Raw genomic sequence first — 21,098 nt, 5'->3', positions numbered from 1 at the left:
CCGAGCGGCGCCCGCCTCCGTACGGGGGCGGGCGCCGCTTCGTGCATTGTCGGTGTGACCTGGTAGTACTTGGTGGCGATGAGCAGCACAGGGGAGAACGGGGCCGCCGAGCCGGAGCAGCTGGCGTTCATCCGGGAGACGGTCAAGCGGGCCAAGCCGCGCACCTGGCGCGGGGCCAAGCGGGCCGAGCACCTGCCGGTGGCCCGGGTCGTGGTGGACAAGGGCGTGCTCACCATCGACAAGTTCTTCGACTACGAGGTGCCGGCCGACATGGCCGAGGAGGCCCAGCCCGGCGTCCGGGTCCGGGTGCGGTTCGGGGCGCGGGTGGTCAAGGGCCAGCGCGAGGGCGGGGAACTGCACGACGGGTTCATCGTCGCCCGGCTGGAGAAGAGCGACTTCGCCGGCCCGCTCGCCCCGCTGGCCCAGGTGCTCTCGCCCGAACCGGTGCTCACCCCGCAGCTGCTGCGGCTGTGCCGGACCGTCGCCGACCGGTACGCCGGGACGCTGGCCGACGTGCTCCAACTGGCGATCCCGCCCCGGCACGCCAAGGCCGAGGCCGAACCCTCCCCGCCGCCGCTGCCGCGCCCGGCCGCCCCGGCCCCCGGCGGCTGGCAGCGCTACCCGGCCGGGCCCGACTTCCTCGCCTCGCTCGCCGCGGGCGGCTCGCCGCGCGCCGTCTGGTCGGCGCTGCCCGGGCCCGGCTGGCCGTACGAGATCGCGCGGGCGGTGGCCGCGACGCTGGCGAGCGGGCGCGGGGCGCTGGTCGTGCTCCCGGAGGGGCGCTCGGTGGCCCGGGTCGACCAGGCGCTGACCGAACTGCTCGGCGCCGGGATGCACGTGGCGCTGGAGGCCGACCTCGGCCCGCGCGAGCGCTACCGGCGCTGGCTCGCGGTGAGCCGGGGCTCGGTGCACGCCGTGGTCGGGACGAGGGCCACCATGTTCGCGCCGGTCCGGGACCTCGGGCTGGTCGTCGTCTGGTCGGACGGGGACGGCAGCCACAGCGACCCGCGCGCCCCGCACCCGCACGTGCGCGAGGTGGCGCTGCTGCGCGCCGCCGAGGAGGGCGCGGCGGTGCTGCTCGGCGGGCACGCGGTGACGGTGGAGGGCGCGCAGCTGGTCAGCACCGGCTGGGCGCGCCCGCTGGTCGCGGACCGCGAGACGGTGCGGCAGGTCGCGCCCAGGGTGCGGACCGTCACCGACCAGGACCAGCACCGGGACGCCGCCGCCCAGGCCGCCCGGCTGCCCTCGGTGGCCTGGGAGGCCGCCCGGGAGGCGCTGGCCGCCGGGCACCCGGTGCTCATCCAGGTGCCCCGGCGCGGCTACGTGCCCCGGCTGGCCTGCGGGCGCTGCCGCACCCCCGCCCGCTGCCGGCGCTGCGAGGGGCCACTGGAGGCGCCCTCGGCGGACGCCTCGCTGTGCTGCGGCTGGTGCGGGGAGCCGGAGAACGACTGGCACTGCCCCGAGTGCGGGTCCTTCCGGCTGCGGGCGCAGGTGGTCGGGGCCCGGCGGACGGCGGAGGAGCTGGGCAAGGCGTTCCCGCGCATCCCGGTGCGGACCTCGGGCCGGGATGCGGTGCTCACCACAGTGCCGGACGAGCCCTCCCTGGTGATCTCCACACCCGGCGCGGAGCCGGTGGTCGAGGGCGGCGGCGGGTACGGGGCCGCGCTGCTGCTGGACGGCTGGGCGCTGCTCAGCCGGCCCGACCTGCGGGCGGGGGAGGAGGCGCTGCGGCTCTGGCTCGCGGCGGCCGCGCTGGTGCGGCCCTCGACGGAGGGCGGGACGGTGGTCGTGGTCGCCGAGCCCTCGGCCCGGCCGGTGCAGGCGCTGGTGCGCTGGGACCCGCTGGGGCACGCCGGGATGGAGCGGGACGAACGGGCGCAGCTGCACTTCCCGCCGGTGTCCCGGATGGCCTCGGTGAGCGGGAGCCCGGCGGCGGTCGCGGACCTGCTGAACCTGATCCGGCTGCCGGAGGGGGCGGACGTGCTCGGCCCGGTGCCGGTGCCGGCGCTGCGGGGGGAGGAGCAGGAGCGCGCGCTGCTGCGGGTGGCGCCCGGGCAGGGGGCCGCGCTGGCGGCGGCGCTCAAGGCGGCGCAGATCGCGCGGATCGCGCTGCGGACGGCGGAGGCGGTGCGGGTGCGGGTGGATCCGACGGACATCGGCTGAGGGGGCTGTTGGGCCCGGGGCACGGGCGGGCCGGGGCGAGGACGGCCGGGGCCGGGGCCGGTGGGGCGGGGTGAGTGGGCCACCCCGCCCCGGACGGCCCGGCTGCGGCGGTTCGGTCAGCCGCGCAGCGGGATGCCGGTTCGGTCCGCCTGGGGGCGGTCGGCGGTCGTGGCGCGGTCGGTCGTGGCGTGGTCGATCGTCGTGCGGTCCAGCGGGGTGCGGTCGATCGTGGTGCGGTCCAGCGGGGTGCGGTCGATCGTGGTGCGCTCCAGGGGGGTGCGCTCCAGGGCGGTGCGGTCGATCGTGGTGCGCTCCAGGGCGCTGCGGTCCAGGCCGCCCTGGCGGGCCGCCGGGACGGTCGTGGCCAGACCGGTGCGCTCGGCGCCGGTGGGCAGCTCCTCGGAGCGGTCCGGGCGGCTCTGGCCCGGGACGGCGCCGCTCGCGGCGAGGAGCTCGCTGGTCGGGCGACGCATGCCGTAGCGCCGGTGCACCGCCTGCTTGGTGACCCCGAGGGCGGAGCCCACCGAGTCCCAGGAGAAGCCCAGCGCCCGGTCGAACTCGACCGCCGCCGCCACCAGCGTCTCCACGCTCTCCCGCAGCTCCTGCGCCAGGCGCACGGTCGGCGCCGGCGCCCGCCCGTACACCACGAAGCCGGCCGAGGTGCTCGGTCGGCGCGGACGGTAGACGTTGCCCAGTTGAGCGGTGAGCGTCCGCAGCGCGTCGACCTGCCGCCTCACCCGCTCGATGTCCCGCACCAGCAGGTGCAGGCTCGCCCGCGCCCGGGCGTCGTGGTTGATCTGCTCGGCCATGGCCTACGTGCCACCTTCCGTACGGTTCAGCTCGGCCGGGCGCGGTGTCCCGTGCGCCCGGCCCCGGTCAATCTCTCTTGACCAACGCCGAAGCGGGGGCCGGGGTAACGCGGCTCGGCACAGTCGGGCCGTACCGGCCGCGGATCCGGGCCCCGGGAAGCCCTCGGCGGGCGGCCGCGCGGGTTGCATAGACTGGCGGGTGAACCAGCGGCCGACCGCAGCCCGCGCCCCTACGGACAGGAGCCCGTACCCCGTGGCGATCCAGCCGATCCGTCTCTTCGGAGACCCCGTCCTGCGGTCCACCGCCAAGCCGGTGACCACCTTCGACAAGGAACTGCGCAAGCTGGTCGCCGACCTCACCGACACCATGCTGGACGCCCCTGGCGCAGGCCTCGCCGCGCCCCAACTCGGGGTGTCCCTGCGGGTGTTCACGTACCACGTGGACGGTGTCACCGGGCACCTGATCAACCCGGACCTGTCGCTGAGCGAGGAGGAGCAGGACGGCCCCGAGGGCTGCCTGTCGCTGCCCGGTCTGCGCTACGACACCAGGCGCGCGTACGGCGTGGTGGCCAAGGGCTTCAACATGTACGGCGATCCGGTGACCCTGGAGGGCACCCAGCTGCTCGCCCGGTGCATCCAGCACGAGACCGACCACCTGGACGGCATCGTCTTCATCGACCGGCTCGACCGCGAGCAGCGCAAGGCCGCGCTGAAGGCGATCCGGGAGGCGGACTGGGGCGGCGGGCCGGCCCCGGTGGTCAAGGTCTCGCCGCACAGCACCTTCGGCTCCGCCCGCTGACTTCCGCTGGTTTCCTGAATTCCGCTTGTAGAAAGGCACTTGATGCGTCTCGTCTTCGCCGGCACCCCCGAGGTCGCCGTTCCCGCCCTGGAGGCCCTGCTCGCCTCGGACCGGCACGAGGTCGTCGCGGTGGTCACCCGCCCCGACGCTCCGGCCGGGCGCGGGCGCAAGCTGGTCGCCAGCCCCGTCGCCCAGCGCGCCGAGGAGGCCGGGATCGAGGTCCTCAAGCCGGTGAAGCCCAGCGACCCGGACTTCGTCGCCCGCCTCACCGAACTCGCCCCCGACTGCTGCCCGGTGGTCGCCTACGGCGCCCTGCTGCGCCCCGGCACCCTGGAGATCCCCGAGCGCGGCTGGGTCAACCTGCACTTCTCGCTGCTGCCCGCCTGGCGCGGCGCGGCCCCGGTCCAGCACGCGGTGCTGGCCGGCGACGAGGTCACCGGCGCGTCCACCTTCCTGATCGAGCAGGGCCTGGACTCCGGCCCGGTCTACGGCGTGATCACCGAGGAGATCCGCCCGACCGACACCAGCGGCGAGCTGCTCACCCGGCTCTCGCTCTCCGGGGCCCGGCTGCTCGCGGCCACCATGGACGGCATCGAGGACGGCTCGCTGCACGCCGTGCCGCAGCCGGCCGAGGGCGTCACGCTCGCCCCGAAGATCTCCGTCGAGGACGCGCGGATCGACTGGAACCACCCCGCGCTGCGGGTCGACCGGGTGGTGCGCGGCTGCGCGCCGGCCCCGGGGGCCTGGACGGAGTTCCGGGGCGAGCGGCTGAAGGTCACCGGGCCGGTGAAGCTGCTGCCGGACTCCGCCGAGCTGGCGCCGGGCGAGGTCGCGATGGTGGGCAAGAACAGTGTCCGGGTCGGCACCGGCAGCCACGACGTCGAGCTGGGGGAGGTGCGTCCGCAGGGGAAGAAGGAGATGCGGGCCGCCGACTGGGCGCGGGGCGCGCGGCTGGAGGCGGGGGAGCGCCTCGGAGGCTGACGCTCCGGTTTGGCGCTACTGTTCGTTCGAGATCGTCAGTGTTCGTTGATAGCCGTTCGTCGATAACCACCGCAGCACCTTGAGGCACCTGTGACCACCCCCGGCAGTAACCCCGGCGCCAAGCGCGCTCCCCGCCCGCACCGCCGTCCGAAGAAGGACCCGGCCCGGATCGTCGCGTTCCGCGCGCTGCGCGCCGTCGACGAGCGCGACGCGTACGCCAACCTGATCCTGCCCTCGCTGCTCCGCGAGGCCGAGCAGAAGGGCATGGACCGGCGCGACGCCGCCCTCGCCACCGAGCTGGTCTACGGCACCCTGCGCCTGCAGGGCACCTACGACGCGATCGTCGCCGCCTGCATCGACCGGCCGCTCGGCAAGGTCGACCCGCCGGTGCTGGACGTGCTCTCGCTCGGCGCCCACCAGCTGCTCACCACCCGCATCCCCAGCCACGCGGCCGTCTCGGCGACCGTCGAACTGGCCCGGGTGGTGCTCGGCGACGGCAAGGCCAAGTTCGTCAACGCCGTACTGCGCCGGATCAGCGCCCATGACCTGGACGCCTGGATCGAGCAGGTCGCCCCGCCGTACGACCAGGACGCCGAGGACCACCTGGCGGTCGTGCACTCGCACCCGCGCTGGGTGGTCTCCGCGCTCTGGGACTCGCTCGGCCGCTGGCAGCCGGACGCCTCCGGGCGCACCGCGGTGGAGGAACTGCTGCGGGCCGACAACGAGCGGCCCGAGGTGACCCTGGTCGCCCGGCCCGGCCGGGCCACCGTCGGCGAGCTGGCCGACGCGCTGCCGGAGGCCCAGCCGGGCCGCTGGTCCCCGTTCGCGCTGCGGCTCGCCGAGGGCGGCGACCCGGGCTCGGTCGCGGCGGTGCAGGAGAACCGCGCGGGCGTGCAGGACGAGGGCAGCCAGCTGGTCGCGCTGGCGCTGGCCTCGGCGCCGCTGGACGGGCCGGACCGGCTCTGGCTGGACGGCTGCGCCGGCCCCGGCGGCAAGGCCGCGCTGCTCGGCGCGCTGGCCGCCGAGCGGGGCGCGGCGCTGGTCGCGAGCGAGAAGCAGCCGCACCGGGCCCGGCTGGTGGCGCGGGCCCTGACGGGCAACCCCGGCCCGTACACCGTGATCGCGGCCGACGGGACGCGCCCGGCCTGGCGCTCCGGCGGCTTCGACCGGGTGCTGGTCGACGTGCCGTGCTCCGGCCTCGGCGCGCTGCGCCGCCGCCCGGAGGCGCGCTGGCGGCGCCGGCCGGCCGACGTGGCGGCCTTCGGCCCGCTCCAGCGGGACCTGCTGCGCTCGGCGATCGAGGCCACCCGGGTCGGCGGGGTGGTCGGCTACGCGACCTGCTCGCCGCACCTCGCGGAGACCCGCGCGGTGGTGGACGACGTGCTGCGCGGCGAGGGCGGCCGAGTCGAGTGGATCGACGCCCGCCCGCTGCTGCCGGGCGTCCCGGCGCTCGGGGACGGGCCGGACGTGCAGCTCTGGCCGCACCTGCACGGGACGGACGCGATGTATCTGGCGCTGCTGCGGCGTACCGCCTGATCCGCGGCGGGCGGGCCCGTCGGGTTCCGCCGGCTCCCCGCCGGGGTGTCACCTCGGTGGGGAGGCCGGAGCGGTGGGGAGGTCGGGGCGGTGCGGTGTCCGGGGCGGTGGGGTGTCCGGAGCGGCGGGGCGCCGGGGAAGCGACCCCACGAGACATGCGGCGCGACGCGGCTGTTCCGTTTGCGCGAGGTGCGACCCCGGGCGGCTGCCCCTCCCGACCGGGGGAGATGAGCAGTGTCATCGGGGATTCGACGATCGCCGGACGAACCCGCCGGTTCGCGGAGTGCCGCGGCGGAACCCCGGTCCCACCGGGCCGAGGGGGACGGCGTCCGGCTCGATCTGATCGCCCTGATGGCGATCCCGGCGGTGTGCACCCTGGGCTGTCTGTCTGTCTGTCTGCCGACCGGTACGGGGTGCCGCAGGCGGTCATCGGTGGGGCGGGCGTCCTGTTCGCCGCCTGGCGGACGCCGCGGCGGTCCGAGCGGGGGGAGTGCCGACGGCGCGGGCCCCAGCGGTGAGCCGGTCGCGAACGGTGCTTGCATCTCCCGTGGGGGGAGGTAGCAGGGTGGTGGCCATGAACGGCGACACGACGTACACCATCGGTGAGCTGGCCCGGCGGACGGGGCTGACGGTCAAGACCGTCCGCTTCTACTCGGACCAGGGGATCGTGCCGCCGGCCGACCGCAACCCGGCCGGCCACCGGCGGTACGGCGCCGACGCCGTCGCGCGCCTGGAACTGGTCCGCACCCTGCGCGAGCTCGGGCTCGGACTGCCCGCGATCCGGCGGGTGGTGGAGCGCGAGCTGACGCCGGCCGACGTCGCCGCCGCGCAGGCGGAGGCGATCGACGTCCAGATCCGGGTGCTGCGGCTGCGGCGGGCGGTGCTCGGGATGGTGGCCAGGCTCGGTTCGACGCCTGAGGAGTTGACGCTCGTGCACCAGTTGGCCCGGCTCACGGAGGACGAACGGGGGCGCCTGATCGGGGAGTTCCTGACGGGGGTGTTCGACGGGATCGCCGGTGGCGGGCGGTTCGCCGCCGCGGCGCGCTCGTTGACGCCGGAGCTGCCGGAGGAACCGTCGGCCGAACAGGTCGAGGCCTGGGTGGAGTTGGCGCGGTTGGCGGGGGACGCCGGGTTCCGGGCGCTGTTGCGCGGGCTCGTGGAGGCGGAGGCGGCGGAGGCCGCGGGCGTGGAGGCGGCGGGCGTCAGGGCGGCGGGCGTCGGGGCGGTGGGCGTCGGGGCGGTGGGTGCGGAGCCGGAGGCCGGGGTCGGTCTGCCGAGGCCCGGACTGGCGGTGGCGGTGCGGGAGTTGGCCGGACCGGCGGTCGCGGCCGGGGTGGAGCCGGGGTCGCCGGAGGGGGCGGCCGTCGTCGCGGCGCTGGTGGAGCGGTACGGGCGGTGGTGCGCGGGGGCGGTGCCGGCGGATGCCGGGGCCGTGCGGGACCGGCTGGCGGAGCGGCTGGGGGCGATGGCCGATCCGCGGCGGGAGCGGTACCTGGAGCTGCTGGCGGTGGTCAACGGTTGGCCGGCGCCGGAGAGTTGGGCGACGGAGGTGGACTGGGCGGTGCGCGCCGTGGCGTGAGCCGGTGCGCCGGGTCGGTGCGGGGCCGGGGGACTGGTGAGGGGGCCGGGACCGCGTGGCTACCGGCGGGCGGAGCCGGGGAAGGTGGTGAGGAAGGCGTGGGCCTGGGCGCGGAGGTGGTCGACCGGCGGGTCCTCGCAGATCACCTCCAGGCCGAGTCCGGTCGCCCGGCCCAGGTCGTAGTAGGACTGGTAGGCGAGGTACGGGCGGTGGTCGTCGGTGGGGTCGAGTCCGACGGCGAAGGTCGCGAAGTGCGGCTGGGGCTCGCTCCCGTCAGGGGTCGGGTCGGCCGCCTCGGTCCCCGCCGAGAGCGAGCCGGGCGAGCCGGTCGGTCCGGCTGAGCCGGCTGATCGGGTCGGTCGGGATCGGGAGAGCTGCCATTCGAACTCGTACGGCTCGGGCTCAGCGGGCAGGTCCAGCAGGGCCTGGGCGAGTCGGCGGACCTCCTCCGGGTTCGCGAAGGGGATCGACTCCGACCAGTACGGGGTCGAGGCGAGCAGTTCCCAGTCGTCGCCGCTGTGGCCGACGGTCAGGGCCCACTCGCCGGTCCGGTCCTGCCAACGGCAGCTGATGATCGGGTTCACGGTGGTCAACCTCCGTGTGGCGCTGGGGTGTTCGTAGCTCCTCATCGTGGCACACCGGGCGGGCCGGGAGCGTCGGCCGTGAGCCGTCCTCGGGCCCGTTCCCAGGCCTCCTGGAGCGTGCGGTAGCCGAGCACGGTGATGCCGTGCTCGGTGAGCAGCCGACGGGCCTCGGCGGAGACGAGGAACGCGTGGTCGGTGTACCGGACGCGCCAGCCGTCGTCCGGGTCGCTGGTGTTCGGGTCGCCGGCGCTCGGGCCGGACAGGGCGGGGTGCAGCGCCCACTCGGTGAGGCCCGGTGGGAGGGCGGCGAGCAGGCGGGCGTAGTGGGCGGGCTTGCCGTCCAGGGGGACGGAGAAGCTGTCGAGGAAGCCGTGGTCCACCACCGGCAGGCCGCGCTCGCGCATCCGGGCCAGCGCGGGCGGCAGCCAGACCCGGACCGCCAGGCCGTACTCGGCGCCGAGGGCGAAGGTGAGGTCGAGGATGTCCTCGCGGCCGCCGTCGGCCAGGCAGTGGAAGTCGAGGTGGGTCGGGGCGAGGCCGGCCGCCGCCACCGCGTCGATCTGGGCGCGGAACTCGCGCTCGACCTCGTCGAGTCGGGCCCGGGCGAGCAGCTCGGCGCGTCCGGCCGGGGTGGGGGCGTAGAGGTCGCCGGAGGCGTCGAGGAGGGAGGACACCCGGTCGCGGGCGGTGAGCGGGCCCCAGCGGCGGTCGGCGGACTCGCAGACCAGCGTGAGGTGGACGCCGAACGGGACCTCCGGGTGCCGGCGCAGCAACCGGAGCGCGTGCGGCGCGGCGGCGCAGGGCGTCATCAGGCTGCAGGAGGCGGCGACGCCGTTCCGGACGGCGTCGATCACGGCGAGGTTGACGGACTCGTCCAGGCCGAGGTCGTCGCAGTTGAGGAGAAGGAGGCGGGCGTCGGGCGGGTGGCCGAGGAGGTGGTTGACGGTGGGGGGTGGGGCCGGGCGTGTGGGCGGGCTCGTGCGCGGGGCGTCGGCTGCGGGCATGGACGCAGTCTGGCCCGACGGTGGGGGCGGGGGCGCGGGAATTTCCGGGGCGCGGGTCCCTGGCGGGCGGTGTGAAGGGTGGTCAGTCGGTGCTGGTGCTGGTGCTGGTGCCGGTGCCGGTGCCGGTGCCGGTGTGGGTGTCGGCTGCGGGGGCCGGGTGCCAGGGGCGGTCGGGGCGGGTCGGGACCGGGGCGGAGGTGAGGCGCAGCGCGTACACCTCGCGGTCGGTCGCCTCGTACGGGACCTGGCCGAGGTACGCGTGGCCGGTCAGGTGGCACCACGCGGGGAGGTCGAGCGGGGCGGCGGGGTCGGTGGTGTGGATGTGGACCACCGCGCCGGCGGGGAGGTGGGCGATCCGGGCGCGCAGCTTGAGCAGGAGCTGGACGCAGAGCAGACCGGTGCCGTCGATGGTGAGGTCGGGGGACGCCGCCGTGGCGGTGTCGGGGCAGACGGCCTCGGGGGTGTCGGTCATGGTGCTGCCCTTCGCGGGGGTGTGCGTGGTGCCGGTGGTGCGGGTGATGCGTGTGGTGCCAGTCGTGCGGGATCAGCCTAGGACGTGGGATCGGGCGGCGGGTGTGGCGGGGGTGTGGGTGGGGAGCTGGGTCGGCGGATCAGCCGAGGCGCTGGCCGGGGGCGGTGCCGCCGAGGCGGGCGAGGAGGGTGGACAGCAGCCCGAGGTCCTCGGTGCTCCACCGCTCTGCCGTGAAGTGGTCGGCGGCGACCTGTCGGGCGGTGTGCAGCATCTCGGTGAGCCGCTCCCGGCCGGTCGGGGTGAGGGCGGCGTAGGCGACCCGGGCATCGCGGGCCGCCGCCTCGCGGGCGACCAGGCCGATCCGTTCCAGCGGCGCGAGGCCGCGGGTGACGCCGGAGGCGGTGAGTCCGAGCGCTTCGGCGAGGTCGACCCGGCGCATCCGGGCTCCGGGAGCCTGGGAGAGGTGGAGCAGCATGGTGAAGTCGGCCAGGCTGACGCCGTGCAGGCCGCTGAGGCTCGCATCGAAGCGCTTGACCACGGCGGTCTGGGCGCGGACCAGCCGCAGGGCGGTGTCCAGTGGGTCGGGGCCCGGGCCCGTGGCGGTCGGTGCGCTCCCGGTCCGCTCGACCTGCGCCTCCGGCGTCGGGGGTGCCGGCTGCGTCGGCTGTTCTGTCATTGCCACCTCCTTGACTACTCAAGTATATCCCGACGCGGAGCCGTCAAGGAGGTGGCGGAGGGGGAGGGGGTCGGGTCAGCGCGTGGCGTTGGCGGCGCGGCGCTGACGCTTGCCGAGCGGCGCCTGGGAGAGGTCCTCAGCCTGGGATCGGAGGTTCTTGTAGCCGTAACCGCGTTGGGCGAGCCAGGTCTGCGCCGACTGCTCGGCCCGCTCGGTGGCCTCCAGGATGTCCTCCTCGGCCTCGCCCTCGTCGAGGAAGCGGAAGGTGAAGGCGGCGCGCGCGGAGAGGTCGTAGCTGAGGTGGCCCTCGCGGGTGAAGGCGGCGTGCAGCACGTCGTGCTCGGGTGCGGCGGCGAGCAGGTCGGCGCGCTGATCGTCGGTCAGGCCGTCGAAGACGCCGCGCACCATGATGCGGAAGGTTCGAGTGGTCATCCCCCGACCATAGGCAGCAGGGGCCGCCGACCGCCAACACGATTTCGAGGTCGCGACTGCGGTGGTGCGACTGCGCTGGTACGAGTGCGGTGGTGTCGGGTGGGGCTCCTTTCGCGAGGGGGCGGGTGTGTCTCGGCGCTCGTCGGCGGTCGGGTGTGCCGGTCAGGCGGGGGTGAGCGCTTCGGCGAGCCCGTCTGCGTACCGGGTGAGCCGGTCGAGCTCGGGGCCGCCTCGGGCGAGCCGGAAGCCGTGCCGTCGACCCCAGAAGGCGGCCTGGACTGCGTGGAGTTGGGCCCAGCGACGGGTGCGTGCGCGGTCCAGCTCGGCGGCCTCGGTGAAGACGTCGAGCGCGCGGAGGAGGGCGCGGCGCACGTTCGTCGCGCCGAGCAGGGCCAGGGCGTGCGCCTTGAGCAGGGTGCCGCCGTCGTAGGCTCGGTCCCCCACGTAGCCCTTGGGGTCCACGGCCAGCCAGGGTTCGCGCTCGGCCCGCAGGATGTTGCGGGGGTGGAGGTCGCCGTGGACGAGCACGTCCGGCTGGGTGCGGGCGAGCTCGCGGACGGTCGCGAGGGCGGCGCCCACCGCGCGGGCCGACAGGGGGTGGGCCAGGGACGCCGCGTCGCTGCGCAGCCCGGCCTCCCAGTCCGCCGCCTGGTCGCTCAGCCGGGGCAGCCCCGGAGGCGCCGGGACGGCGAGCCGGCGACTGAGCCGCCCGGCGACCGTCAGCACCTCGTCGCTGTCCCGGACCTCCGCGAGCGTGGTCGGACTCGCCCGTTCGAGCAGCATCGCGAAGCGCTCGTCGTCCCGTTCGTACAGCCGGACGGCGCCCCGGCCCGCCCACACCGCGAAGGCGTCCGGCTCGTGCACGTTGCCCGGGTGGGGGAACGAGACCTTCAGTACGGCCGCGCGCCCCGCCGCCTGTCGGACGGGAAGGATCAGACCGATGCCGCCGTGGGTGGCCCCGCCGTCCGGCACGCAGCCCCAGCGGTCCAGCAGTCCGGCGGCGATGCCGGGGAGTTCGGCGATCCAGGCGGAGCCGGGGGCTCCCTCGCGGTCGACGGTGGTGCGGGCGAGGGCGTCGGGGACGGTGATCATGCGGGTTCCTTCAGGGCGGCGGGTAGCGGGGCGGGCGCTCGGCGGCGGGTGCTCGGGGGCGCGGGGTCGATGCGGTCGTCGGTGCGGGTCGTCGGGGCGGTCGGGTTCAGGGGGCGAAGGGGCCGAAGGCCGTGGCGGCGAGCCGGAGCGCCGGTGCGGGGGCGCCGTCGCCGGTGCCGATGGAGTAGACCAGCCGCCTGCGCAGGTCCGGGGTGGTGAAGACGCCGTCGGAGTACCCGAGGTCGTGCCCGGTCTTGCCCCAGACCACCGTGCCGTCCCGCAGGGGGATGGCCATCAGCCCGGCGCTGTAGCAGGCCAGCCCCTTGTCCGGGCCGAACCGGCACTCGCCCGCCCCGCGGACGGGCAGCAGCCGGCCGGAGGCGTCCCGGGGCAGGGTGAGCAGGTCCTGCAGTTGCCGGGGCGGCAGGAGTTCGCCGTCCAGCAGGGCGCTCAGGAAGCGGTCCAGGTCGGCCGGGGTGGACACCATCGACTCCGGGTTGCCGCCCTGCTCGGAGACGTCCGTCGGAGTGCCGGCGTTGTCGGGGAAGTAGCCGGCCAGGTGGGGTTCGGGCATCGAGGGCCTGCCCTCCGTCACCTCGGTGTGCCGCAGGCCGAGCGGCCTCAGGATGCGAGCCGTCACCTCCTCCCTGATCGTGTGTCCGGTCACCTGCTCGATGATCCGGCCCGCCAGCCGGTAGTTGAAGTTGTTGTACTCCTGCGCGGTGCCCGGGTCGAAGGCCGGGACGGCCTCGGGCAGACCGTCCTCCGGGTGGGGACGCAGCGTCCGCTGGATGACCTGGTCGAGCGTCTCCGTCGCGAACCGCTGGGCGATCAGGCCGTCCCGGTCCACGCCCTGCGGGCCCTCGACGGCCTGCGGCAGTCCACTGGTGTGGTCGAGGAGTTGACGGACGGTGATCGGCAGCGTGAAGCCCGCCGGGAGCGTTCCGGGCAGGTACTGCTGGACGGTGCCGTCCAGGGAGATCCGCTGCTCGGCGGCGAGTTGGAGCAGCACCGCGGCGACGAAGGTCTTGTTGATGCTGCCGATCCGGAAGGCGGCGTTCGGCGCCACCGGCCGCCCGCTCACCGGGTCGCCGGTGCTGCCGCGCCAGACCACGCCGTCGACCGTCACCCGGGCGACCGCGCCCGCCGCCGGATCGCCCGACCGGGCGGCGATCGCGGCGTCGAGGGCGGCGGGATCGGGACCGGCGGGTGGGGTCCGGCCGAGGGCGGGCGCGGGAGGCGCGGCCGCGAGGAGCAGGGCGGCGAGACCGAGGGCGAGGGTGGTGGGCTTGCTGACGGCCATGTGCTCTCCGGTGCTGCTGGGACGGGTGTGGGGCGGGCAGGCCCGCCTTGGAGAACACGAGGCTGACGGACATTCAGTTGCGCGGCCGCGGTGCGCAGGCGGAGATCTTGGGCACGGAACACGGCGGAGACTCCCTTCCGCGGCGGCCCGGGTGGCCGCCGTCGCGGTGACTCCAAGACTGATCGCCAGAACCCTGTTCGCGCATGTGCCGATCGGCAGGAACCCCACGGAAATGCGGTCGGTCCTCCCCTGCCGATCGGCAGGGGAGGACCGGGGAGCGGAAGGTGCGGACGGCGGGGGGCGGCTACACCCGCGCCGGGAGCCGGGTGCAGACCGTCCCCGCCACCAGGGGAGCGGGTTCGGCGCCCAGGGCGGCCAGGGTGAAGGCGGTGGTCAGCGCGCTGATGTCGCGGGACTCGCGGATCAGGAGGTGGTTGGCGCCCGGGGCCTCGTAGCGCGCGAGGTCCGGGACGACCCGCCGGGCGCGCAGCGCGTACTCCAGGGACTGGGTGGCACTGGCCGAGCTGTGGTCCCCGGTGCCGTGCACGATCAGCACCCGCCGCCCCGCCAGCTGGTCGACCGGGTCGCCGCTGGGCAGCCAGGGCGCGATCCCGGCCACGCCGACCACCGAAGGGTGCCCGGCGCACCAGAAGGCGGCCCGCCCGCCCAGCGAGTTGCCGACCAGGACGACGGGCGTGCCCGGGTACAGCCGGGCGAGCTCGTCGAGCGCCCAGCGGGTGTCGACGGCGGTGTCCGCGTCGGCGCCGTTCCAGCCGCCGTGGCGGTAGCGCAGCAGGTGCACCGCGAGGCCGTGCGGGCGGCCGCGGTCGGTGAGCTCGGCGGCCAGGTCCCGCAGGCCCAGCTCGGCGACCTTCAGCGGTGCGCGCCGGCTGCGGATGAATCCGCCCGGCAGCAGCAGGGCGACGCCGTTGACCGGCCCCTCGCCCTGCCACGGGGTCAGCTCTGCGGTGCGCGGACGCTGCGCTCGGAACACGCGAATTCCCTCCTGATGTGTACAGGCGGATTCTACGGTTCCGACGACGGGTCGCGGTGCGCCAGTAAGGACCACAGGACCCAGCCGGACACCCGGGTGCGCTCCACCATGACCTTCGCCCAGCGGGCGCCGAGCGGCGAGGTCCAGGTGTCCACCACCTCGACCCGGTCACCCGAACGGGCGAGGCCGATGACGGTCTCCTCGCCGAAGTGGTCGACCCGGACGTTGGCGGCGTTGGCCGACACCTCCCACCAGCCCGCGCCGAGCTCGGGCGGCAGGTCGGTGCCCGCCGAGACGGCCGCCGGGACGAGCAGGATGCCCAGCGCGACCACGGTGGCCGTCGCGCGGCCGATCACAGCCACGGGAACCTCCTTGCGGTGTCGTGCGCGGGCGACGGGAACGGCGTCGAGATCGGGGGAGGCATGTACAGCAGAACGAGCCGACCGGGCGTACGCGTACTGTCCGGCGAAGAGGTTGACCCGGTCGGCTCAGCACGATGCGGAGATCGGGTGCGCCGACGGCCCGGGGCAAACCTTGGTCCCGCGCCAACTGGCAGACCGTGGCGGAGGGTTGGCGCGCACCTGGCGGACGGCCGGCGCGCCGATCGGCGCGCGAGCGCCCGGGGCCGGTGCGCGCCCGGGACGCACCGCGTCGGCGAGGGCGGGATGCGTCGGAAGGGTGCCCGGAGCGGGGAGTCGGCCGGGCCGACTCCCCGCTCCGGACGGGCGCGCCAGGTGCCCGGCGGTCAGTGCGGGGCGGCGGCCGGGGCGGTGCGGGGGTCGGGGTGGCGCGGGGTCCAGTGCAGTTCGCGGGCGGCCTTGGCGCTGGAGACCCGCAGGGTGGTGTCCAGCATCAGCTCGCCGAGGTACGGCACGGCGGCGCGCAGGGCCCAGCCGGGGAGGCGGAGGGCCGGGCGGCCGCGGCGGGCGACGGTGGCCAGCTCACCGAAGCTCGCCGGGTGGTCGCCCGCGAGGTTGTAGGCCTCGCCGCCCCGGCCGTGCTCCAGCGCGGCCAGGGTCGCGGTGGCGGCGTCCTCGACGTGGATCCACGACAGCACCCCGCCGCCGCCCAGCGGCACGGGCATCGGGCGGGCGCCGGGGGTCGGGTCGAACCAGGTGCCCGGCCCGTGGAACAGGCCGTAGCGCAGGGCGATCCCGGCGACGTGCGGCGCCTCGAAGGCCCGCTGCTCGGCCTCGACGAGGCCGGTGACGACGTGGTCGGAGGAGGTGGGCCGGGAGCCGGTGCGGTACACGCCGAACGGGTCCTCCTCGGTGACGGGCCGGTCCCCGTGGTCGCGGTAGCCGTAGCCGAGGACGAGGGACTGGATGAGGAAGCGCGCGGCGCCCAGGACCCGCGCGGCGGCCAGCAGGTTGGCGGAGCCGCGGACGCGCAGCACGTTGGTCGGATTGTCGGCGGCCACCCTGCGGGAGGGCGCGCGGAGGGCGGTGAGCTGGTGGATCACCGCGTCCGCCGCCAGGCCGTCCACCGCGCGCAGCAGCCCATCGCGGTCCAGCGCGTCGGCCCGTACGGGCGTGCAGCCCGCGGCCAGGACGGCCCGTTCCGATCGCTCGGAGCGGGCCAGGGCGAGGACCTGGTGGCCCGCGCCGGTCAGCACCCTGGTCAACGGGGCACCGATCGCCCCGGTCGCACCTGCCAGCAGTACGCGCATCGCTCGCTCCTTCGAGTCGTTCGGGTCCTTCGGGTGGTCCTGGCCTTCGGGTCGGGCCGGCCCGAGGCCGTCACCAGCAGGGACCGGGCGGGCCGCCGGAACGTGACACGGCCGCGGGGACACGGGTTCGGAGGCGGCTCGCCCGAAGGGCTGGTAACAGTGTTTCCCATCGGTTACGTTGTTACCCATGAGCACGCCCTACCAGGACGCGCAGCGGACCGGCCAGGACGCCGTACGCGCCGTGATCCTCGACCGCGCCATCTCCCTCCTCGTCGCCGAAGGCCCCGCCGCGCTGACCGTGCGCCGGATCGCCGCCGAGATCGGCTCCTCGACGAAGGTGCTGTACACGATGTTCGGCGGGAAGGAGGGCCTGCTCGACGCGCTGTACCGGGAGGGCTTCGCGCGGCTGCGCCGAGCGCAGGAGCAGGTCCCGCGCGGTGCCGACCCGTTGGCGTACCTGACCGAGCTCGGCCGGGCCTACCGGGAGCGGGCGATCGCCGAACCCGCCTACTACCGGGTGATGTTCGAGCAGCCGGTGCCCGGGTTCCGGCCCAGCGCCGAGGCGTTGGCCGTGGCGGACGGCGCGTTCGGCGCCTCGGTGGCCGCCGTGGACGCCTGCATGGCGGCCGGAGCCTTCCGGCCCGGCGACGCCCAGGAGGTCTCCAAGCTGTTCTGGGCGGCCACCCACGGCGCGGTGAGCCTGGAGCTCGCCGGCCACTTCGCGCCGGCCGAGGCCGGGGCGCGCTACGAGGCGCTGATGGCCGCGCTGGGAAGGGCGTTCGGCGCAGGCACCCCATCACCGGACGAGAGGTCGACACCATGAACCGTGACACCGCCAGCCGCAGCCGCAGTACCAGCGGCAGCGACACCGGCCGCAACCGCTACCTGTCCGGCAACTTCGCCCCGGTGACCGAAGAGGTCACCGCCTACGACCTGCCCGTCACCGGCCGGATACCGGCCCACCTGGACGGCCGCTACCTGCGCAACGGTCCCAATCCGCTGGGCATCGAGGACCCGGTCGCGCACCTGTGGACGCTGGGCGCGGGCATGGTCCACGGCGTCCGGATCAGGGACGGGCGGGCCGAGTGGTACCGCAACCGCTGGGTCCGCTCCGGCGCGGTCGCCGACCGGCTCGGCGAGCCCCGGCGCGGCACGCCCGTCGACGAGCGGCTGGACGTCTCCCCGAACGTGCAGGTCGCGGGCCTCGCCGGGCGCACCTACGCGCTGATCGAGGGCGGCATCCGCCCGTACGAACTCACCTACGAGCTGGACACGGTGGGTCCCTGCGAGCTGGGCGCCACGCCGGAGGGGTACAGCGCCAACGCCCACTCGATCCTCGACCCGCACACCGGGGAGCTGCATTCGCTGGCCTTCCGGTACGGCTCCGAGCACGTGCAGCACATCGTGATGGACGCCGCCGGGGACGTCAGGCGCAGCACGCTGATCGAGGTGCCCGGGAACCCGTACATGCACGACTTCGCGCTCACCGAGCGGTTCGTGCTGCTGTACGACACACCGGTGGTGTTCAGCGCGGCGCACCTGGCCACCGGGGTGCCGTTCACCTGGGACGAGCGGCGGACCGCCCGGGTCGGCGTGATGCCGCGCGAGGGCGGCGCGGTGCGGTGGTTCGAGCTCGCGCCGCACCTGGTCGGGCACACCCTCAACGCGTACGAGCGGACGGCGGATGCGCTGGTGGTCGACGTCGTGCGGCACCCGCCGGGCATGGACCTGCGCGCCATCGGCGCGAGCCGGCCCACGCTCGACCGCTGGACGATCGACCTGGCGGCGGGGACGGTGCGGGAGGAGCGGCTGGACGACCGGGTCCAGGAGTTCCCGCGCCTCAATCCGCGCCGCACCGGCCGCCCTCACCGCTACGGCTACGCGGCCGCCGTCGAGCTCTACGCGCCGCCGGCCGGCCCCGGGGACGACCGCCCGGACGAGGGCTTCAGCAACGCCCTGCTCAAGCACGACCTGGACCGGGGGACCGTCGAGGCCCACGAGTTCGGGCGGGACGGGGCGGTGGGCGAGGCGGTGTTCGTCGCCGCCGAGTCGCCGACGGCGGAGGACGACGGGTACCTGATGGCCTACGTCCTCGACCCGGCCCGGGGCGCGACGGACCTGGTGATCCTCGCCGCCCAGGACTTCACCGGCGAGCCCGTCGCCCGCATCCACCTGCCGGTGCGGGTGCCGCTGGGCCTGCACGGGAACTGGGTGCCGGGGGCGGAGCCGGGTCGACCGTAGGGGGCGAATATTGGCCCGCTCACCCCCGGCCGGCCCCAGTCCCAGCCCCGGCCTGGCCCGCCCCGGCCTGGCCCGCCCCGGCCCCGGCGCGACCTGACGGGCGGCGTCATCGGGGCCGGGTGGCCCGGAGGGAGTAGGACTGCGGGGCGGGGGAGCCGGCCGGGACGCGGAAGTGGCCGTGGGCGTGCTCGTGGAGGAAGTCCAGGCGCAGGCCCGCGTCGGCCAGGGCGGTCACCACCTCGCCGAGGCCGTGCTGCCACTGGACGGTGACGGTGGCGTCGAGCCGGGCGTCCGGGTCGGCGTAGGTACCGGGGTGGTCGACGACGATCGGGGTGCGCTCGAAGTAGTCCTCCGCGAAGCTGCGCCCGTCGTCGGCGAGCACATCGGCCACCGGGTGGTGCTCGGCGACGTAGAGGAAGCCGCCGGGGGAGAGGAGCGCGGTGACCGTCCGGGCCCAGCGGGTCAGGTCGGGGAGCCAGCAGAGCGCGCCGAAGCCGGTGTAGACGATGTCGTACGTCCGTCCGTCGAGCGCCTCGGCGGCCTCGTAGACGTCGGAGGTGACGAACCGGGCGTCATCGGCGCCGACCCGGGCGGCGAGGTCGGCGGCGGCCGCGACGGCCGGGGCGGAGAAGTCGAGCCCGGTGACGACGGCGCCGCGGCGGGCCCAGGAGAGGGTGTCGAGTCCGAGGTGGCACTGGAGGTGGAGCAGCGTCCGGCCGGTGACGTCGCCGACCTCGGCGGGCTCGTAGTCCTGGAGGGTGTCACGCCCCGCGACGAAGCCGGGCAGGTCGTAGAACCGGCCGGCGGCGTGGACGGGTACGCGCTCGTCCCAGTTCGCACGGTTGGCGGTGCGCCAGTCGGGGGTGGTGGGAGTCGCGGTCATGTCGGGAGACGCTAGTCAGCGGCCCGGGGGCGGGCAATCGGTTTCCGCCGCGGGGAAGGCGGCCGGGCGGAGCCGGGACGGACAGCGCGTAGGGGCGGGGACGCACCGTGCCCTCTGCGCCGGGGCCTGGTATGTGCGGGTCATAACCGGGGTTTTCCCTGCTCTTTGTTCCGGACCATGGCGCGCTCTGCGACGATCCGATGATCGTCGCCCCGTCGCGGGTGGGCGGCGCGTCGCAGGGGAGAGACCGGCATGGCCGTTCGGCGGCCCGAGGACAGTGTCGTCCGGGCGGGGTGGGGAGCCGGGTTCGCCCGGGCCGGGGCGACCTGGCCGGTGGTCTCGGGCGGGGTCCTGGGGGCGATGTTCGCGAGCATGGGGCTGGCGGCGCTGTTCGGCCGGGCGCACGGGTTCGGCGGCGACAGCCTCGCCTACCTGGGGATCGTCAGCGTCCTCGGGCTGGTGCCGTGCGGGGCGGGCTTCGTCTGGGCGCTGATCCACCCGAGGGCCGGGCTCCCCTCGGCCGCCGTCGGGGCGCTGCTGGGGATCGGGATCTTCGTCGGCTTCGCCGGGGACGGGCTCAACGACTCCTGGAAGGCGCCGCTGGACCGTCCGTCCACGATCCGCGCGGTGGGCAGCTGGGCCGGCGGGGGCCTGGTGGTGCGGGTCCGGCCGGACCTGGTGGTGGCGTACCGCGGCGACACCGGGGCCGTCGCCTGGCGCTGGACCCCGCCCGGCGAGGACTCGGTGTGCGCGATGAGCCGGGGCACCGGGCCGGACGGGACCGGCCGCGGCGGCGCCGTCGGCCTGATCGGCCACTCGCCGCCCGGCCGGCCGTGCTCCGCCGTCACCGCGCTCGACCTCGCCGACGGCGGGGAGCGCTGGACCGCCACCGTGGACGCGCCCGCCCGGGACGGCGACGACGCGACGCCGGACGTGCTCGCGGTGGCCGGGCCGCAGGCCCTCCTCCAGGAGAAGGCCGGCTGGCGCGCGGTACGGCTGGCGGACGGCCGGGACGTCTGGCATAGCGCGGCCGACCCCGGCTGCGCCCCGCTGCAGGTCGCGGGCGGGCCCGGGGACGCCGTCACGGTCGCGCGGTGCGGCGACGCGCCGCCCGTGCTGCGCTCGCTGGCGCCGGCGGACGGCCGGGAGCGGCAGCGGATCGCGCTGCCCGCGGCGGGCGGGCTGAGGAACCTCGCGGTGGTGTCGGTCGACCCGCTCGCGGTGTGGGTGGACGCCCAGGCGGAGGGCGGCACCCACGCGGTGCTCAGCTACGACCGAGCCGGCCGGCAGCGGGCGGCGATACCGGTCGCCGGGGACGAGTACGACCTGGACGTGATGCTGGGCGGGCTGCACGCCTTCGACGAGTTCAGCGCCCGGCCGCTGTTCGGCGGGGTGGTGGTGGGGGACCTGTTCGTCGTGCCGGGCGAGAGGCCCGGCGACATCGGCATCAGCGGTGGCGGCAGGCACCCGAGCCGGACCGCCACCGGCCGGCTGCTGGCGTACTCGCTCACGGACGGCGGCAAGCGGTGGACGGCGGGGCTGGACGACCGGGTGACCGGGCTGGTGGTGGACGGCGGCTCGGTGTGGGCGATGACCCGGGGCCGGGTCACCCGGGTGGAGGCGGCGACCGGGCGGCGGAGCGCCGTGCTGGACGTCAACGACACCGCGTCGCTCTACCCGGTGGACCTGTCGCTGTCGGGCCCGGAGCGGTTCACGGTGGTGGCGGAGGACGGGACGCGGGACGAGCCGCCGGTGCGGGTGATGAGCTGACGGGCGGCTGCCGGCGGCCGCCCGACCGCACCCGGCAGCCCCCGACGCCGGCAGCCCCCATGCCGGCAGCCCCGACGCCGGAAGCCCTGACGCGGGCAGCCCTGACGCGGG

20 protein-coding genes are annotated in these 21,098 nt (G+C 75.9%); 8 read left to right on the top strand and 12 right to left on the bottom strand.

The features are described 5' to 3' along the window. Positions 1–78 precede the first annotated feature (78 nt). Positions 79–2,163 (top strand): primosomal protein N', encoded by a 2,085-nt coding sequence (locus tag ACZ5GH_RS06605; RefSeq protein ID WP_464333700.1) that lies wholly within the window; start codon positions 79–81, stop codon positions 2,161–2,163. A gap of 116 nt (positions 2,164–2,279) precedes the next feature. Here ACZ5GH_RS06605 and ACZ5GH_RS06600 read toward each other — a convergent pair whose 3' ends face one another. Next, a complete protein-coding gene (locus ACZ5GH_RS06600) occupies positions 2,280–2,972 on the bottom strand; it encodes a hypothetical protein (RefSeq protein WP_464333699.1) in 693 nt (230 codons plus the stop codon). 253 nt (positions 2,973–3,225) lie between these two features. Between ACZ5GH_RS06600 and def the strand changes: the two genes are divergently transcribed. From def to ACZ5GH_RS06580, 4 genes are all read left to right on the top strand, one after another. Continuing rightward, positions 3,226–3,771: a peptide deformylase gene (gene def, locus ACZ5GH_RS06595; RefSeq protein ID WP_387750973.1), complete on the top strand. Its 546-nt coding sequence runs from the start codon at positions 3,226–3,228 to the stop codon at positions 3,769–3,771. A gap of 42 nt (positions 3,772–3,813) precedes the next feature. After that, positions 3,814–4,752 (top strand): methionyl-tRNA formyltransferase, encoded by a 939-nt coding sequence (gene fmt / locus ACZ5GH_RS06590; protein WP_387750976.1) that lies wholly within the window; start codon positions 3,814–3,816, stop codon positions 4,750–4,752. Positions 4,753–4,842: 90 nt separating this feature from the next. Beyond that, complete coding sequence (locus ACZ5GH_RS06585) at positions 4,843–6,288, top strand: RsmB/NOP family class I SAM-dependent RNA methyltransferase (RefSeq protein ID WP_464333698.1); 1,446 nt, start codon at positions 4,843–4,845, stop codon at positions 6,286–6,288. 574 nt (positions 6,289–6,862) lie between these two features. Further along, entirely contained in the window at positions 6,863–7,867 is a 1,005-nt protein-coding gene (locus ACZ5GH_RS06580) for a MerR family transcriptional regulator (protein ID WP_387750982.1), read from the top strand. Between the two features lie 59 nt (positions 7,868–7,926). Here ACZ5GH_RS06580 and ACZ5GH_RS06575 read toward each other — a convergent pair whose 3' ends face one another. The 10 genes from ACZ5GH_RS06575 to ACZ5GH_RS06530 all read right to left on the bottom strand — a co-directional run bounded on the left by ACZ5GH_RS06575 (position 7,927) and on the right by ACZ5GH_RS06530 (position 16,093). Continuing rightward, the gene (locus tag ACZ5GH_RS06575) at positions 7,927–8,451 is read right to left on the bottom strand and encodes a hypothetical protein (RefSeq protein WP_387750985.1); all 525 of its coding nucleotides are present in this window, start codon (positions 8,449–8,451) and stop codon (positions 7,927–7,929) included. Positions 8,452–8,492: 41 nt separating this feature from the next. After that, entirely contained in the window at positions 8,493–9,455 is a 963-nt protein-coding gene (locus ACZ5GH_RS06570) for a polysaccharide deacetylase family protein (RefSeq protein WP_387750988.1), read from the bottom strand. 82 nt (positions 9,456–9,537) lie between these two features. After that, the gene (locus ACZ5GH_RS06565) at positions 9,538–9,927 is read right to left on the bottom strand and encodes a sulfurtransferase TusA family protein (protein WP_464333697.1); all 390 of its coding nucleotides are present in this window, start codon (positions 9,925–9,927) and stop codon (positions 9,538–9,540) included. Positions 9,928–10,066: 139 nt separating this feature from the next. After that, on the bottom strand, positions 10,067–10,603 hold the full coding sequence (locus ACZ5GH_RS06560; RefSeq protein ID WP_387750994.1) for a MarR family winged helix-turn-helix transcriptional regulator: 537 nt from the start codon (positions 10,601–10,603) through the stop codon (positions 10,067–10,069). Positions 10,604–10,678: 75 nt separating this feature from the next. Next, positions 10,679–11,035 (bottom strand): DUF6204 family protein, encoded by a 357-nt coding sequence (locus tag ACZ5GH_RS06555; protein ID WP_387750997.1) that lies wholly within the window; start codon positions 11,033–11,035, stop codon positions 10,679–10,681. A 162-nt stretch (positions 11,036–11,197) separates the two neighbouring features. Continuing rightward, positions 11,198–12,127 (bottom strand): aminoglycoside phosphotransferase family protein, encoded by a 930-nt coding sequence (locus tag ACZ5GH_RS06550; RefSeq protein WP_464333696.1) that lies wholly within the window; start codon positions 12,125–12,127, stop codon positions 11,198–11,200. A gap of 106 nt (positions 12,128–12,233) precedes the next feature. Continuing rightward, positions 12,234–13,430 carry a serine hydrolase domain-containing protein gene (locus ACZ5GH_RS06545; protein ID WP_464333695.1) on the bottom strand — a complete coding sequence of 399 codons (1,197 nt, stop codon included), beginning with the start codon at positions 13,428–13,430 and terminating at the stop codon, positions 12,234–12,236. Positions 13,431–13,734: 304 nt separating this feature from the next. Beyond that, positions 13,735–14,424: an alpha/beta hydrolase gene (locus tag ACZ5GH_RS06540; protein WP_387751006.1), complete on the bottom strand. Its 690-nt coding sequence runs from the start codon at positions 14,422–14,424 to the stop codon at positions 13,735–13,737. A 32-nt stretch (positions 14,425–14,456) separates the two neighbouring features. Beyond that, a complete protein-coding gene (locus ACZ5GH_RS06535) occupies positions 14,457–14,786 on the bottom strand; it encodes a hypothetical protein (protein ID WP_387751009.1) in 330 nt (109 codons plus the stop codon). A gap of 383 nt (positions 14,787–15,169) precedes the next feature. Beyond that, positions 15,170–16,093, bottom strand: a complete 924-nt coding sequence (locus tag ACZ5GH_RS06530; protein WP_464333694.1) for an NAD-dependent epimerase/dehydratase family protein — start codon at positions 16,091–16,093, stop codon at positions 15,170–15,172. Positions 16,094–16,280: 187 nt separating this feature from the next. Here ACZ5GH_RS06530 and ACZ5GH_RS06525 point away from each other — a divergent pair, with 187 nt between their 5' ends. Together ACZ5GH_RS06525 and ACZ5GH_RS06520 are read left to right on the top strand one after the other, a co-directional pair. Beyond that, positions 16,281–16,916 (top strand): TetR/AcrR family transcriptional regulator, encoded by a 636-nt coding sequence (locus ACZ5GH_RS06525; RefSeq protein ID WP_387751015.1) that lies wholly within the window; start codon positions 16,281–16,283, stop codon positions 16,914–16,916. Next, the gene (locus tag ACZ5GH_RS06520) at positions 16,913–18,334 is read left to right on the top strand and encodes a carotenoid oxygenase family protein (RefSeq protein ID WP_464333693.1); all 1,422 of its coding nucleotides are present in this window, start codon (positions 16,913–16,915) and stop codon (positions 18,332–18,334) included. The genes ACZ5GH_RS06525 and ACZ5GH_RS06520 overlap by 4 nt, the downstream gene beginning before the upstream one ends. A 106-nt stretch (positions 18,335–18,440) precedes the next feature. Here the strand turns inward: ACZ5GH_RS06520 and ACZ5GH_RS06515 are convergent, their stop codons facing one another. Next, positions 18,441–19,217, bottom strand: a complete 777-nt coding sequence (locus tag ACZ5GH_RS06515) for a class I SAM-dependent methyltransferase (protein ID WP_464333692.1) — start codon at positions 19,215–19,217, stop codon at positions 18,441–18,443. 252 nt (positions 19,218–19,469) lie between these two features. Here ACZ5GH_RS06515 and ACZ5GH_RS06510 point away from each other — a divergent pair, with 252 nt between their 5' ends. Beyond that, positions 19,470–20,987: an outer membrane protein assembly factor BamB family protein gene (locus ACZ5GH_RS06510; RefSeq protein ID WP_464333691.1), complete on the top strand. Its 1,518-nt coding sequence runs from the start codon at positions 19,470–19,472 to the stop codon at positions 20,985–20,987. Positions 20,988–21,098: the final 111 nt, after the last annotated feature.

This window comes from Kitasatospora sp. Xyl93 (genome assembly GCF_055383135.1).
The sequence above is the reverse complement of the archived record's forward strand: the minus strand, read 5'-3'. Positions and strand labels throughout refer to the sequence as shown.